Genomic DNA, 15,500 nt, shown 5'->3' with positions numbered 1-15,500 from the left:
GCTCCGGAAGGGCGCGTTACATGCTATGGGGGTTCAGGGGGCTGTTGATGGCCCTCATGGCTGGGCATCGTCCCCGTGCGCCTCTTGCCTGGCGCCCGCTCCGGTCGGCGAGCTTTCCCATGAAGGACGCGTCCCCGTTTGCGATCACCGACACATTGCACGAGGGCGGAGGCACCGTTTTGCTCCGCGGGGTCCGGACGGCCGATCATCTCCCCGTCATCCTGAAGGTGCTCGACCCGAGGTGCAGCCGCCCGCGCGATCTCGAGCGCTTGAAGCGTGAATACGAGATTGGCAGGCAACTCGACTTACCGGCGATCGTCAAGCCGCTCTCCCTCGAGACGCACGAGGGAATGCCGGCGCTCGTGCTGGAGGATTTCGGCGGTCAGTCGCTCGACCACTTCCTCGGCGCGCCCTTGCCCATCGAGCGGTTCCTCGACCTCGCGGTTCGTATCGCGGCGGCCGTCGGGGCGCTCCACCGGCGTGGCATCATCCATAAAGATCTGAAACCCCAGAACATTCTCGTCAACGTGTCCACCGGCCAGGTCAAGCTCGCCGATTTCGGGCTCGCGGTATGCCCATCCCGCGAGCGCCAGGCAGCCCTCCGCCCGAACCTCATCGAGGGCTCCCTGCCGTACCTCGCGCCGGAGCAAACGGGACGGATGAATCGGGCGATCGACAGCCGCGCCGACCTCTATGCCCTGGGCGTGACGTTCTACGAAATGCTCACCGGGCGCCTGCCCTTCGAGGCTGAGGACCCGCTCGAATGGGTGCATTGCCATGTCGCCCGTGTCCCGCAGCCGCCGTCTGCGCTCGTGCCGGGATTGCCCGAGGTCCTCTCCGCGCTCGTCGTGAAGCTCCTCTGCAAGATGGCGGAAGATCGCTATCAGACCGCGCGGGGCCTGCAATACGACCTCGATCTAGCCTTGGCCCAATGGCGCGCCAAAGGCAGGCTCGAGCCGTTTCCTCTGGCCGAGAACGACGTCTCGGGTCGGCTGGAGATCCCCCAGAAGCTCTACGGCCGCGAGGAGGAGATCGCCGCGCTGCTCTCCGCGTTCGAGCGGGTGGTCGGTACGGCAGTCCCCGAGCTCGTCCTGGTGTCGGGCTATTCCGGCATCGGAAAGTCGGCGCTGGTCCAGGAGCTCGACAAGCCCGTCATCCGCGAGCGCGGCTTCTTCGCCTCGGGGAAGTTCGATCAATACAAACGCGACGTCCCCTATTCCACGCTCGTCCAGGCCTTCCGGGAGCTCGTGCTCGCGATCCTCGCCGAGAGCGAGGACCGGATTGCGAAGTGGAAGGAGAGGCTCTTGGGTGCCCTCGCGATCAACGCACAGATCATCGTGGACGTGATCCGAGAGGTCGAGCTCGTCATCGGCTGGCAGCCGCCGGCGCCCGAGCTGCCGCCCATGGAAGCGCAGAACCGGTTCCGCATGGTGTTCCGGCACTTCATCGGGGTGTTTGCCCAGAAGGAGCACCCGCTCGCGCTCTTCCTCGACGACCTGCAATGGGCCGATTCGGCGAGCCTTGGGCTTCTTCAGGATCTGGTGACATATCCCGAGACGCGCGATCTCCTCGTCGTCGGCGCGTACCGAGACAACGAGGTGAGCCCCACGCACCCGCTCATGCTGGCGCTCGACAAGATACGGAAGGAGGGCGCGCGCGTCTCGGACATCGTGCTCGGTCCGCTTTCCGGGGAGCACGTCGTCGCGCTCGTCAGCGATGCGCTCCATTGTCGCCGCGAGGACGCGGTGCCGCTCGCAGAGCTCGTCCACGAGAAGACGGCCGGCAACCCCTTCTTCGCGCTCCAGTTCCTCGCCGCTCTCCATGAAGAGCGTCTGATCGAGTTCGATGCGCACGCGGGGGCCTTTCGGTGGGACGTGGCGAAGGCCCGCGAAAAGGGCTTCACCGGCAATGTGGTCGACCTGGTCGTCGGGAAGCTCGCGCGGCTTCCCGAAAGCACCCAGGAAGCGGTGCAAACGCTCGCCTGTCTGGGCAACACCGCCGAGGTCACCGTCCTCGCGACGGTCAGCGGCCGCTCGGAGGAGGCGTCTCATGCGGATCTCTGGGAGGCCGTCCGTGCGGGGCTCATCCTCCGCATGGCCGACACGTACAAGTTTCCCCACGACCGCATCCAGGAGGCGGCCTATTCGCTCATCCCCGAAAGCGAGCGGGCGGCGGTGCATCTCGAGATCGGCAGGCTGCTCTCGGCGCGTACGCCGCCCGAGGAGCTCGAGGAGAACATCTTCGAGATCGTCAACCAGCTCAATCGCGGCGCCACGCTGATCACGACGCGGGGCGAGCGAGAGCGAGTCGCCGAGCTCAACCTCGTCGCGAGCAAGCGTGCCAAGGGGTCGACCGCCTACGCCTCGTCGCTGAAGTATCTCGCTGCAGGCTCCGCGCTCCTGGAAGAAGACAGGTGGGAGCGGCGGTACGAGCTCACCTTCGCGCTCGAATTTCACCGAGCCGAATGCGAATTTCTGACGGGCTACATGACGGAGGCGGAGGAGCGGCTCTCGACGCTCTCACGCCGCGCTGGAAACCTCGTCAACAGCGCCGCGGTCGCATGCGCCCGCATGGCCCTTTACCTGACCCTGGATAGGACCGACCGCACCATCGAGGTCTGCCTGGAATACCTCCGGCGCGTCGGCGTCGAGTGGTCACCGCGCCCAGCGGAGGACGAGGTACGGCAGGAATACGAGCGGCTGTGGCAAAAGCTCGGGAGCCGCGCCATCGAGGAGCTGATCGATCTGCCCCCGCTGACCGATCCGGCGTTTCGCGCGACCATGACCGTCCTCATGGAGTGCCTGCCGCCAGCCATGTTCAGCGACCAGAATTTGCTCTGCCTCATCATCGGTCGCATGGGGAATCTCAGCCTCGAGCACGGCAACAGCGACGCATCCTGTTACGCGTATGTCTGGCTGGGCATGATCCTGGGGCCACGTTTCGGCGACTATCGGGCCGCGTTCCGGTTCGGCAAGCTCGGCTTCGATCTCGTGGAGACGCGCGGGTTGGACCGGTTCAAGGCGCGCGTCTACCTGGGCTTCTGGCACTCCGTCAATCCTTGGACGAGGCATGTACGCACCGGCCGCGAGGGGGTGCGGCAAGCCTTCGACGCGGCGCAGGAAGCCGGCGATATCACCTTTGCGGCCTACTGCTACACCACCTTGATCACGGACCTCCTCGCCGTCGGAGATCCCCTGGGGGACGTGCAGCAGGAGGCCGAGAACGGGCTCGAGTTCGTGCGAAGGGCGAAGTTCGGTCTCATCGTCGATACTATCATGGGACAGCTCGGGCTCATCCGAACGCTCCGGGGGTTGACGCCGGATCTCGCCTCCTTCAACGACGCGACGTTCGACGAGGGCCGATTCGAGCGGCACCTGGAGGGTGATCCGCGCCTGTCATTCGCGTCGTGCTCGTATTGGACCCGCAAGCTGCAAGCCCGCTTCTTCGCTGGCGATCACGCTTCGGCCATCACGGCGGCATCGAAGGTCGAGCCGCTTTTGTGGACGGTGCCTTCACAGCTCGAGGTGGCCGAGTACCATTTTTATGGCGCGCTCGCGCTGGCGGCACACGACGACGCGCCCTCTGCCCAAGAGCGGGCTCTACATCGGGAGGCGCTCGTTGCCCACCATAAAAAGCTAGAGGTATGGGCGGACAACTGCCCCGAGAACTTCGAGAACCGCGCGGCGCTGGTGGCGGCCGAGATCGCGCGCATCGACGGCGAATGGGACAAAGCAGCGCAGCAATACGAGCGAGCAATCCGCTCCGCTCGCGACAACGGCTTCGTTCAGAACGAGGCAATCGCCTACGAGACGGCCGCGCGCTTCTACCGCGGGCGCGGCTACGAGCTGATCGCCGACACGTACCTGCGCGAGGCGCGCGCTCGCTATCTTCGCTGGGGCGCTGACGGTAAGGTCGCGCGGATCGACCAGCAGGCGCCCCACCTGCTCGAACCGAGAGCCCTCGCGCCGACCGCCACCTTCGTGGTCCGGCCCGAACAGCTCGACCTGCTCTCGGTGACCAAGGCCTCGCAGACCATCTCGAGCGAGATCACATTCGACAAACTGGTACGCACGTTGCTCACGGTCGTCCTCGAGCAGGGCGGCGCCCAGAGAGCTTGCCTCGTCCTTTCTCAGAGCGGCAGCCTCTCGATCGAAGCGGAGGCCGCCCTCGAAGAGCGAGGCGCGGCGACGTGCACCCTCGGGCCCTTGCCGGTCGATTCCTCGCAGCGCATCCCCGTATCGGTCGTCCATTACGTCCATCGGACGAAGGAGCGCGTCATTCTGGGCAATGCCGCTGCGGACGCGGGCAAGTTTTCCGGTGACGAACACTTCGCGCGGCGTCGACCCAAGTCGGTCCTCTGCATGCCCATCCTCCGGCAGGCCGAGGTGGTCGGCCTGCTCTATCTGGAGAACAACCTCCTCGCCGGCGCCTTCACGCCCGATCGCCTCGTCGCCCTTTCGCTCCTCGCGACGCAGGCAGCGATTTCCCTGGAGAAGGCGCAGCTCCTCGGCAAGGAGCAGGCGGCGCGGGCGGCAGCCGAGGCAGCGGAGCGCCGGGCCATGTTCATCGCCGAGGCGGGGGCGCTCCTTTCGGAATCGCTCGATTACACGGAGACACTCGGGCGCCTCGCGCGACTGTGCGTGGAATCGATCTCCGACTGGTGCGTGATCGACGTCGTCAAAGGCGGGGAGATCCGGCGCATCGCCGGTGCACACAAGGACCCCATGAAGGCGCCGCTGCTCGAAGAGCTCCAGCGGCGGTATCCTCCTCGCTGGAATTCACCCCACGCGGCCTCCAGGGTCTTGCGGACGGGCCAGCCGATCCTGATTCCCGAGCTCTCCGAGGAAGTCATTGGAAAGCTCGTCGTCGACGACGAGCACCTGAGGCTCAGCCACGCGCTCGGTGCGCAGAGCTCCATGATCGTGCCGCTCGTGTCGCATGGACAAACCCTCGGGGTGCTGAGCGTCGTTTCCGCCGCGCCGGAGCGCCGTTATGGGCGCGCCGACCTCGTGCTGGTCGAAGAGGTCGCGCGCCGCGCCGCGGTCGCGATCGACAACGCGCGCCTCTATCGCAAGACGCAAGAGGCCGTGCGCGTGCGGGACGAATTCCTCACCGTGGCCTCGCACGAGCTCAATACGCCGGTGACGTCGCTCCGGCTCACGCTGCAATCCATCGACCGGGCCATCCGGTCCGGCTGGCCGGCCGACACGCAGGCGATGTGCAAGATGGTCGAGCGGGCGCTGCGTCAAGGGACGCGCCTGGCCCGGCTGAACAAGGCCCTCGTGGACGTCTCGCAGCTCCACGCGGGCCGGCTCCCGCTCGAGCGCGAGGAGGTCGACCTCGCGACCCTCATCCGCAATGCGATCGACCAGCTCAAGCCGGAGCTCTCGCAAGCACGGTGCACGGTCGACATCCAGGACGGTGAGCACGTCGTCGGTTATTGGGATCCCGACCGCATCGAGCAGATCGTGACGAACCTCCTCTCGAATGCGGCCAAGTTCGGGGCCGGCAAGCCCATCGAGGTTTTTTACGGCGAGAACGAAGGGATCGCGCGGATCGTGGTCCATGATCACGGCATCGGCATCGACCCGGCGCGGCAGGAGCGCATCTTCGATCGCTTCGAGCGCGCCGCCTCCGAGAATTATGGCGGCCTCGGGCTTGGCCTGTACATCAGCCGCCGGATCGCGGAAGCGCACGGAGGCACGCTCCGTGTCCAGAGCGAGCCGGGGGTCGGCTCATCGTTCACGCTCGAGCTTCCTCGTGTCGGCCGCCTCTCGACAGTCTGCTAAACCCGCGACGCACGAATCGCGTGGCGGAGCGCCGCCTGCAGCGAGCCGAACGTCTTGACGGCGAGCGGCACGTCGAGCTCGACCAGCGTGCGCGCCATTCCGGGCCCAAGGCCCGACACAAGGCATTCGCTGCCGATGAGGCCGGTCGCGCGAATCATGTCGCCAAGGTGCGACGCAATCGAAGCGTCCATCGTCGACGCCCCGGTCAAATCGAGGATCGCGAATCGTGCGCTGCACCGCACGATTGCTTCGAGCAGGCTCTCCGTCATCCGCGTCGCGCGCGCGCCGTCGATGGAACCGACGACGGGCATCGCGAGCACGCCCTTCCACAGATCGAGGACCGGCGCCGAGAGCTCTTCGATGGTGGCGGCCTGCGCGCGCTCGCGCTCGCGCATCTCCTCCTCTTCCTTCACGCGCTCGGTCACGTCGGTCACGAGCGACGCGACGCCCACGATCTGGCCTTCCTCGTCGACGAGCGACGTATTCGCCCACTCGCACGTGATGCTCCGGCCGTCCTTGGTGATGTTCTGATTGCGGGCGCGCACCGGCCCCTTGGCCTGCTTGATTTGCTCCCAGACGTCGGCCACGTAGGGTCGGACCTCCGGGGGCACCATGAGATCCTGGCCGTGATGGCCCACGGCCTCCTCGCGCAGCCAGCCGAAAATCAATTCCGCCGCCGGGTTCCAGTCCACGACGCGGAAATCGGTGTCCCACTCGATCATGCCGAGCGGCGCCTGCTGGAAGTGCAGCGCGAGCCGCTGCTGCGAGCGGTAGAGCGCCTCGCGGATGCGTTTTTGTCCCGTGACGTCGACGCCGACGCCGTAGAAATACTTGAACCCGCCGTCGTCGTCGTAGACGGGCCTTCCATGCCACTCGACGAGCAGCTCCCGACCGCTCCGGGTGAGCACCCGGTTTTCATTGTACGTCGTGCCGCGCGACGACACGAGCTCCCCGAACACCCGCCGGAGCATCTCGTGATCCCGCACGGGGACGAACATCGTCGCATAATCCTGGCCGATGACCTCTTCGCGCGTATACCCGAGCGCGCCGAGCATCGTGCCATTCATGTATATTGTGCGGCCGCTGTCATCGATACCGACCACGAACGTCGGCGAGGTATCCAGGATCTCGTGCGCAAGCAGGGGTTCCACGGCGTCCGGCATGGTGGTTCGTGCGCCGCTCGCGTTTTCCGAATCCAGGCGGCCAGGGCACGTTACACCGAGGGCCTGCGGCACCGCAAGGCTCCACCTACGCCATTCGTGTCGCAGAACACGCGTAATTTAATTGACGCTCCGGGCGCGTATGCGTTTCGATTCCGAATCTCGCTCAACCGGGGCTTGTTTGAAAGCCCCGGCCGCTTGCTCGCTTTTTGCTGCGAAATGTCTTCGAGCCCCCCCGGCATCGGGTAGGGCCACGTACTCGCGGTCGCGCCGCCGTCGACCTCCAGGATCTTCCCCGTGATCCACGACGACGCCGGCGAGGCCAGGAAAAGAACGGAGGCCGCGATGTCCTCCGGCGTGGCGAGGCGGCCCATGGGCGTCTTCGCCGTCATCTTGTCCAGCATGTCGCCGGCTCCAACGAACGCTTCGAGCGCGTCCGTCATCGTCGCGCCCACGGCCAGCGCGTTGACGCGCACCCGCGGCGCCCATTCATGGGCGAGCAGGCGGGTCATGTGGTTCAGCGCGGCCTTCGCGGCCCCGTAGGCGACGAAGCCCGTGTCCACGCAGTGGCTCATCGCCGACGAGATATTGACGATGGCGCCTCGCGTCCGCGCGAGGTGTGGCGCGGCGCTCCGGGAGAGGTGCAGCGCCGAGACGACGTTGAATTGGTACGACTCCAGCATTTCCTCGTCCGACAGCGCGACCGCGATCCTCGGCGGATAGCCGCCCGCGTTGTTGACGAGCACATCGAGCCGGCCGAATTCCTCGAGCGTGCGCGCGAGCAGCCGGTCGAGCTCCGCGCCCGCGGTCACATCCGTCGGCACCACGAGCGCGCGCCGCCCGCGCGCGCGGACCTCCTTCGCGGCCTCCTCCAGCACGTCCGCGCGCCGCGCGGCGAGCACCACGTCGGCCCCTGCCTCCGCCAGCGCAATCGCCGATCCACGACCGATCCCGCGGCTCGCGCCCGTGACGATCGCGACCTTGTCGTTCATCCGGAAAACATCGAGGATCATGGACTCGTCTACCCCTTGGCCTTCCTCGGCAGGCGCGGGAAGAGCGCCGGCACGCGGTTCATGTGATCGGCATAGCCGGGCCTGCGCGCGACCGATCGTTTATCCATCAGCGGAATGCTGATGAAGACGAAGAGGCAGGTGATCCACGCGGGCCCGACGAGCGGATACCGGACGCCCGGATCCGAGGCGAGGGCGAACAGGAAAAGCCCCCACCAGAACGTGACCTCGCCAAGGTAATTCGGGTGGCGAGAGTATGCCCACACGCCGGTATCGAGGATCTTCCCCGGCACGTCATTATGGATCCGGAATGCGCGGAGCTCCGCGTCGGCGCGTGTCTCCAATGCAATCGCGCCCGCCGTCACCACGAACGCGGCCCCGTCGAGCCAAGAGAGCGGCCGCGTGCCCGTGGCGAGGGCCGGGAAGAGGGACAAACAGCCGAGGAAGACGCAGACCGTCGGCATGAAATGGAGGCCGAGGAAGCTGATCAGCCAGTAGGCGCGCCCCATCGACCGGCGCAGATCCACGTATCGAAAATCCTCGTGCCCGAGCCCATGCCAGCCGCGCGCCCAGTTCGACGTGAGCCGCGCGCCCCACGCGAGCACGAGCGCCGTGACCAGAATCCGCCGCGCCACCGGCGCATCCGCCGCCTCCGGCGACATCGCAATCGCCGGCGCGATCACCATCGGCGCAACGCTCCAGTACGGATCGTACACGCTCGAATTGTTGCAAAGCACGCTCCCGGCGAAGACCACCACTGTCGCCGCCGCGTCCGCCGCGGCGAACGCGAAGATCGATGAATGATCGTTCGCGAGTGCACGAAATACGAGCCACCCGACAACGGTGCCCGCGACATACGCGAGCGTCACGATCCCGAAATCCCGGGCACGATTCCCGGCTTTGCTCATGTCGTTTCCTCCGACAAACCCGACCAGCTCCGGTCGTCTTTGGGCCCGCGCGCCGGGACCACGTCCACGACGAACCCCGTGAGGTGTGCCATGCCCGAGACCCGTTCGAGCCGTTCCGGCCCATCGGCAGCGAGCAGGTTGACGTTCACGCCCCGCGTCTTTTGCGCGACGGAGAGGCCCACCGCGTGCTGATGACCCCAGCCGTGTGGCAATGCCACGGTCCCCGGCATGAGGTCGGCGAGCAGGCGCACGGGCACGCGCACCGTGGCCACGTCCGTTGAGACATCCGCGAAATCACCGTCCGAGAGGCCGATTCGTTTGGCGTCCTCGGGATGCACGTACAGGTGGTTCGTCCCTCCGTCCGGCTCGGCGAAATCTTCGAGGTTGTGGGTCCACGAATTGTGCGTCGTGACCCGCCGCCGCGTGACGAGCTTCAGCTTGCCCGCGCGGGCGATCTCCGCCTCGTAATCGGACTCGAGCTTTTTGGCGGCCGTGAGCAGCACCTCCGGCGCGAGATTCACCTTGCCGTCCTTCGTGATCACGCGCTTGCCGAGGAAATCGCCTCCGCGGTGCGGCGGGCGAAGGCGCCCGTGCGTTTGCTCGGCGAGGCGGCCGAAGGTCCCGTTCCCGGTCGCGAGCAGCATCGCGGAGAGCAAGAGCTCCTGCGGGATCGAGCGGGGTTCGTCCGGATGGAGCCACCCCCGCGCCGCCGTGAGCATCTCCAGGGCGCGCTGGGCGATGGCCGAGCCGAAGATTGGTTTGCCCGCGGCGCGACAAAGATCGAGGTACATCGTGGCCTCGTCGCGCTGATTGCCGTCCTGCGTCACGACGGGCCGGGTCGCCTGGAGGTAAGGCCGGCGCTGCAGGCCCAGGAGGAGCGGGAAAATGAAGGGCAAATCGGCCCGCTCGAGCGGCGACGTCGCGGGCAGGACCCAGTGCGCGAGCGAGCCAGTCTCGTTCACGAAGAGATCGATCGTGACGAGCAGATCGAGCTTTTCGAATGCGCGCCGCAGCCTCCCCGCGCCCGGCATCGTGATGAGCGGGTTTCCTCCGGTCACGAAGAGCGCGCGGATCTTGCCCGGCCCGTCCGTGAGGATCTCGTCGGCGAGCAGGCCGCCCGGGAATGCGTCGTTCACGGAGCGGAAATCGCCGATGCGGGATCGGTCTTCGCGGAGCAGCGTGCCCGTGCGCCGGCCGAACGCGGCGAAATCGAAGATTCCCCGGCCGACGAGCGTCCCGCCCTCGCGATCGAGATTCCCCGAAGCGGCATTGATGCACTCGGCGAGCCAGAACGCGAGCGAGCCATTCCGGCCCATGTTGACGCCCGTCGATACGTAGATGGCCGCGCGCCCCGCGTCCCGATACGCGCGCACCATCGCGCGGAGCACGTCCGGCGTGATCCCCGTGACGCGCGCCGTGCGCTCGGGCGTCCAGGGCTCTGCGACGGCGAGGACCTCGTCGAGCCCTTTCATGAAGCGCGCCGCGCGCTCGTGATCGATCCCGCCCACGGCCGCGAGCTCGCGCAAGAACGAGAGGAAGAACCAGACGTCCGTATCGGGCCGGATGAAGACGTGCTCGCCCGCGACCTTGGCGCTCTCGGTGCGGCGTGGATCGACGACGAAGAGCTTTCCGCCGCGCGCCTCGATGTCCTTCAGCGCCCGCGCCGGGTTCGGGACCTGGAGGAAGCTCCATTTCGATACGACCGGGTTCGCCCCCACGACGATGAGGCACTTCGTCCGATCGAGATCAGGAAACGAGAGCGTGAACGGGAATCCGTACATCTCGCGCGAAACCGCGAATTTGTTGCTGCAATCTTGCGTCGCCGAGGCATACATGCTGCGCGATCCGAGCCCCTGCATGAAGCCCTGCGCGAAGACGGGGTGCAGCACGGAGAAACCCGCGGCCGTGCCGACGTACATGGCGATCGCGTCGGGGCCGTGTTCGTCGTGGATCCTGCGCACGCGCGCGCCGATGTCTTCGAGGGCCGCGTCCCAGGACGCGGGCTCGAAGCGCTCGCCCCGGCGCGCGAGCGGGCTCCGCACGCGGTCGGGCGAGGCGTACATGCGGTGCTGCTTGAGGCCCTTGGGGCAAGCAAAGCCCTCGGTGGCGACGTGCCGCGCGTCGGGCCGGAGCGCGATGACGCGCCCGCCCTCGACGTCGGCCTCGAGGCCGCAGAGGGCCTCGCAGATGCGGCAAAAGGTGTGGTGTGTATCGACCATAAGGACGCGCCGGCGCGAGCCGGCGCGAGCCTCCTATAGTCATATCGCTGGCAAGTGACCAGGGGTCAGCAGGCTTCAGATCTCGAAATCGGCCGGATACTCGTCGTCCCCCGGCTGGCTACCCGCGGCGATGACGCGGGTCTCCGGGGGCTTCACCGCGACGCGCGAGCGCTTCGGGATTCCCCGCGTGAGGAAGACCGAGCCGCCGACGACGCTGCCTTGCCCCACCACGGTCTGGCCGCCGAGCACCGTCGCGTTCGCGTAGAGCGTGACGGAGTCCTCGACCGTCGGGTGGCGCTTCGTGTTGCGAATGACGCGGCCTCGCTCGTCCTTCGGGTGCGACATCGCGCCGAGCGTCACGCCCTGGTAGACTTTTACGTGACCGCCGATGTGGCTCGTCTCGCCGATGACGACGCCCGTCGCGTGATCGATGAAGAAGCTCTCGCCGACGGTCGCGCCTGGGTGGATGTCCGCGCCGCTCTGCGAATGGGCCCACTCGCTCATGATGCGCGGCATGAGCGGCACGCCGAGTACATAGAGCTCGTGCGCCACGCGATGCACCGTGATCGCGAGCATGCCCGGGTAGGAGAGGATCACCTCGTCGAGGCTGCCCGCCGCCGGATCCCCGTCGTACGCCGCCTGCGCGTCGAGCAGCAGCGTGTCGCGGATCTCCGGCAGGCGGCTGAGCAGCCGGCACGCGATGTGCCGGCCGTACTCGGCACAGCCGCCGACCTCTTTGTCCTCCGTGCCGTCGCGCTCCGACTCGCCAGCCCAGCAGAGGCATTTCTCGATTTGCGTCGCGAGCTTCTCGCGCAGCGTCGAGACGATCGTGACGACGTGGTACCGAACGTTGCCCTCCGTGAGGTCCTGACGCCCGTAATAGCCGGGGTAGAAGACCTGGAAGAGCAGCTCGATGATCTCGAAGATCTCCTCGCGGGAGGGCAGGAATTTCTTGCCGATGTAGTGGCCACGCCGATCGCGCTCGTAGCTCGCGATCAGCCCGTCCACGACTTTGCCGAGGCCGTTTTCCGGATCGCCCATCATTCACCATTCGGGGGCTCTGCGCGGCGAGCCGAGCTACGCCCCCGAACCCTCTTTCACGTGGCCGTCGCCTTCTCCACGGCCTCGAACATGCCCTCGAAGAGCGCGGTCGAGAGGTACCGCTCGCCCGCGTCCGGCAGCACGGTCACGATCGTCTTGCCCTCGAACGCAGGATCGTTCGCGAGCCTGAGCGCCGCGACCATCGCCGCCCCGCACGAGATGCCCGCCAGGATGCCCTCCTCGCGCGCGAGCTGCCGCGCCATCGCGATCGACTCGTCGTTGGTCACGGTCTCCACCCGATCCACGAGCGACAGATCGAGGTTTCGCGGGACGAACCCCGCGCCGAGCCCCTGGATCTTGTGCGGCGCGGGCTTCACGTCCTGGCCGGCGAGCGTCTGCGAGATGACGGGCGAGTGCACGGGCTCGACGGCGACCGTCAGGATCTTCTTGCCCTTCGTTTGCTTGATGTACCGCGACACGCCGGTGAGCGTGCCGCCCGTGCCGACGCCGCTGATGAAGACATCGACCGCGCCGTCCGTGTCCTCCCAGATCTCGGGGCCCGTGGTTTTCTCGTGGATGGCGGGGTTCGCCGGGTTCTCGAACTGCTTCATCAGCACGTACTTGTCGGGCTGGGTCGCGGCGAGCTCCTCGGCGCGGGCAATGGCGCCCTTCATACCGAGCGGCCCTGGCGTCAGGATGATCTGCGCGCCGAGCGCGACCAGCACCTTGCGCCGCTCCATGCTCATCGTCTCGGGCATCGTCAGCACGCACTGATAGCCACGCGCCGCCGCGGCGAACGCGAGCGCGATGCCGGTGTTGCCGCTCGTGGCCTCGACGATCGACATGCCCGGCCGGAGGGCGCCGCGCTCCTCGGCGTCCCACACCATCGCCGCGCCGATGCGGCATTTGACCGAGTAGGCGGGGTTTCGGCCCTCGATCTTGGCCAACACGGTCGCGCGCGCGCCCGCCGTGAGGCGGTTGATCTTGACGAGCGGCGTGCGCCCGATGCTGCGTGAGTTGTCTTCGTAGATACGCGCCATGGGGCGCGGACTCTACCACGCTCGCCGCGATTCGGGGGCTCTCTCGGCGCGAAGGGGTACGAAGGAAGCGGACGCGCGCCTCCTTCGCTTGACGCGCGAAAGCTCCCGCCGTACGGCCCATAACCCAGAGAATCCATGCACAAGATAGACTTGCTCGTCCCGGTCGCCGCGCTCCTCCTTTCCGCCTGCGGAAAATCCTCGGATCCGGCGCCCGCGCCGGCAGGCTCGGCCGCGCCGGCGGCGACCTCGGCGGCCGCGCCCGCGCCCACGGCGAGCGCCGCCGCCGCTGCGCCCGTGGAAACGAGCGCGTATTCGATCGTGCTCGAAGCGCCGGACGGGGTCGAGATCACGCCCCTCCAGGGCGGCGCGGTCTTGAGCGTCTCGAATCTCTACCTCCCGCTCGGCGAGGGGCCGCTCGTGCAGGATCCGGCGTTCATGAAGGGCCTCAAGAAGGGCGAGGTCTCCTACGTTGTCGGCGGCGAGTGGCCGAAGTCGGCCTGGATCATGGCCCTCAGCGCCGAGAACAAACCCAAGGCCTACAAATGGTTCGATTCCCTCGGCGGTCGTTGGGAGCCGCAGACGATCCTTCGCGAGGACGAGGACGTGCTCGACGTCGCGGTGATCGGCGAGAGCGTCGTCGCCGCCATCAAAATGCCCTCGAACGACATCCGGTTTGCCCTCGTCGGCGGCAAGGGCGGCGTCATTCCTGCGCCCTTCCCGTCGCAGAAAGCCGCGGCGAAGGCCGAGAGCGGCGAGGAGGGCGCGGGCGACACGCCGCCCGAGGACGACAAGAGCTGCAAGGTGAAGATGGCCCCCGAGCCGACGTATACGCTCGCCGGCACGCCCACGGGCGAGGCCTTCGCGGCCGGCTTCGAGTGCCAGGACGCAGGCGGAAAAGGCGCGCCGATGGCCGAGCGCTGGGAGCCGAAGAAAGCGCGCGGCACCGTGGATCCGCTCCCGGCGCCGTCCGGCGAGCTCACGATCGCCGATGTCGTGGCCGTCTCCGCCACGGACGCCTGGGTGTACGGAAACGCGGGCGACGCGCCGTACCTCGCGCACTGGGACGGCAAGGCGTGGGCCCTCGAAAAGGCGCCCTCCGCGAAGAAAATCCACCGCATCGTCGCGATCGACGGCGGCACGCTCCTCGCGTCCTTCGGGGATGGTTTGTACACCAAGAAAGCCGGCGGCGCGTGGGAGCTCGTGGCCATGCCGAAGAAGCTCGAGAACTTCGAGCCCTTGTACGTGTATGCGCGCACCACGAGCGACGTGTGGGTCGCCGGCAGGGCGGGCGGCAAGGGGTACCTGCTTCGCTCGGCGAAGGTGGACAAACCCATGACGATGCCCTCCGACAAGGAGGCCGAGGACACGTTGAAGTCGAACTTCCGCTACCTCGCGACGCCGCTTTGCGTGAAACCCTATGCCCACCTCTTCTCGATCGGCCCGAGCGCGGCGCCGATCCCGAAGGAATTCCCCGCGGTGAAGAAATCCTTCGAGGGCAAGAAGTTCGACGGCGCGAAACTCGTCGTGGAGGACGACGGCCGGAGCCTCTTCGTGGGCGCGAAGGCGGCAAACATCGAGCAGGCCGAGGCGATCGTGAAGGCGTTTGCCGAGGCAAACCCCAAGATGACGCCCCGCGTGTTCTGCCACGAGCCGCAGGTGAAGAAGGACGTCGACTGGCCCTGACGGAATGGGGGGAGGGAATCGCGTCCGCTACTGGCAGAACTCCTGCGTACAGAAGCCGCCGATCGGCGCGCAGATCCCGCAGCTCTCGTTGCAACAGTACTCGCCGGGTCCGCAAATGTTTTCCCTGCAGCGCACGCGCCCGGGGCCCCCTCCCGGGCCGCCGACCCTCAGGCAGCCGCAGCCGCATTCGTCGGAGAAGGGCCTGAACCCCGGCTCGCAGCGGAACAGCATGGCCGCGCACTGGGCCGGGTCTCGCGAGATATAGGTTCGCCGCGGGTTCGCGCAGCGAGCCGCTGTGGGTCCCCCCCGAACACACACGCCAATACAATCCGCGCCGCCTCGGGCCGGATCACAATCGTCCCCTGGCAGATCGATGCACCGCAGGCCGGCGGGACAGCGGAATCCCGCGAATCCGCCGCAACGCGGGAGCCGCGCGAAGTCCTGGATGGAGAGATCGTCCTCCGCAGCCCCGAGGTCCTCTTCTTCCGCGGCCGTGAGGGGCAGGCCCGCATCGCGCTCGTCGTCCGTCGGTTCGCCGGCCACGCAGGCACTCCCCATGATCGCGGCGCCGAAGGCGAGCCCGAGCAACGCGAATCCCTTGGTCCACATATGATTGCTCCCTTTCACGCTCGGGGGGGAGCTCGTGGAGA

General features: G+C 67.3%; 9 protein-coding genes. 2 read left to right on the top strand and 7 right to left on the bottom strand.

Features of this window, described 5'->3' with window-relative positions:
• Positions 1 to 119: 119 nt before the first annotated feature.
• Entirely contained in the window at positions 120 to 5,789 is a 5,670-nt protein-coding gene (locus KEG38_RS46480; protein WP_272427276.1) for a sensor histidine kinase, read from the top strand.
• On the opposite strand, the gene KEG38_RS46475 is transcribed toward KEG38_RS46480, so the two are convergent.
• The 6 genes from KEG38_RS46475 to cysK form a co-directional block, all read right to left on the bottom strand.
• The gene (locus tag KEG38_RS46475; protein ID WP_272427275.1) at positions 5,786 to 6,940 is read right to left on the bottom strand and encodes a PAS domain S-box protein; all 1,155 of its coding nucleotides are present in this window, start codon (positions 6,938 to 6,940) and stop codon (positions 5,786 to 5,788) included. The two genes, KEG38_RS46480 and KEG38_RS46475, sit on opposite strands and share 4 nt — an antisense overlap.
• A gap of 62 nt (positions 6,941 to 7,002) precedes the next feature.
• Positions 7,003 to 7,962: a glucose 1-dehydrogenase gene (locus KEG38_RS46470; protein ID WP_272427274.1), complete on the bottom strand. Its 960-nt coding sequence runs from the start codon at positions 7,960 to 7,962 to the stop codon at positions 7,003 to 7,005.
• An 8-nt stretch (positions 7,963 to 7,970) separates the two neighbouring features.
• Positions 7,971 to 8,867 (bottom strand): DUF1295 domain-containing protein, encoded by an 897-nt coding sequence (locus tag KEG38_RS46465; protein ID WP_272427272.1) that lies wholly within the window; start codon positions 8,865 to 8,867, stop codon positions 7,971 to 7,973.
• A complete protein-coding gene (locus tag KEG38_RS46460; protein WP_272427270.1) occupies positions 8,864 to 11,086 on the bottom strand; it encodes a molybdopterin-containing oxidoreductase family protein in 2,223 nt (740 codons plus the stop codon). The genes KEG38_RS46465 and KEG38_RS46460 overlap by 4 nt, the downstream gene beginning before the upstream one ends.
• A gap of 75 nt (positions 11,087 to 11,161) precedes the next feature.
• Positions 11,162 to 12,127 carry a serine O-acetyltransferase gene (locus KEG38_RS46455; RefSeq protein ID WP_272427268.1) on the bottom strand — a complete coding sequence of 322 codons (966 nt, stop codon included), beginning with the start codon at positions 12,125 to 12,127 and terminating at the stop codon, positions 11,162 to 11,164.
• 56 nt (positions 12,128 to 12,183) lie between these two features.
• Positions 12,184 to 13,167 (bottom strand): cysteine synthase A, encoded by a 984-nt coding sequence (cysK, locus tag KEG38_RS46450; RefSeq protein WP_272427267.1) that lies wholly within the window; start codon positions 13,165 to 13,167, stop codon positions 12,184 to 12,186.
• A gap of 135 nt (positions 13,168 to 13,302) precedes the next feature.
• On the opposite strand from cysK, the gene KEG38_RS46445 reads away from it, so the two are divergent.
• Entirely contained in the window at positions 13,303 to 14,850 is a 1,548-nt protein-coding gene (locus tag KEG38_RS46445) for a beta propeller repeat protein (RefSeq protein ID WP_272427265.1), read from the top strand.
• A 27-nt stretch (positions 14,851 to 14,877) separates the two neighbouring features.
• Here KEG38_RS46445 and KEG38_RS46440 read toward each other — a convergent pair whose 3' ends face one another.
• A complete protein-coding gene (locus KEG38_RS46440; protein ID WP_272427262.1) occupies positions 14,878 to 15,459 on the bottom strand; it encodes a hypothetical protein in 582 nt (193 codons plus the stop codon).
• Between the last annotated feature and the right edge of the window lie 41 nt (positions 15,460 to 15,500).

Source organism: Polyangium jinanense (assembly GCF_028435265.1).
GTDB classification, from domain to species: domain Bacteria; phylum Myxococcota_A; class Polyangia; order Polyangiales; family Polyangiaceae; genus Polyangium; species Polyangium jinanense.
Note: the sequence above shows the minus strand (reverse complement) of the source record. Positions and strands in the feature narration are given on the sequence as shown.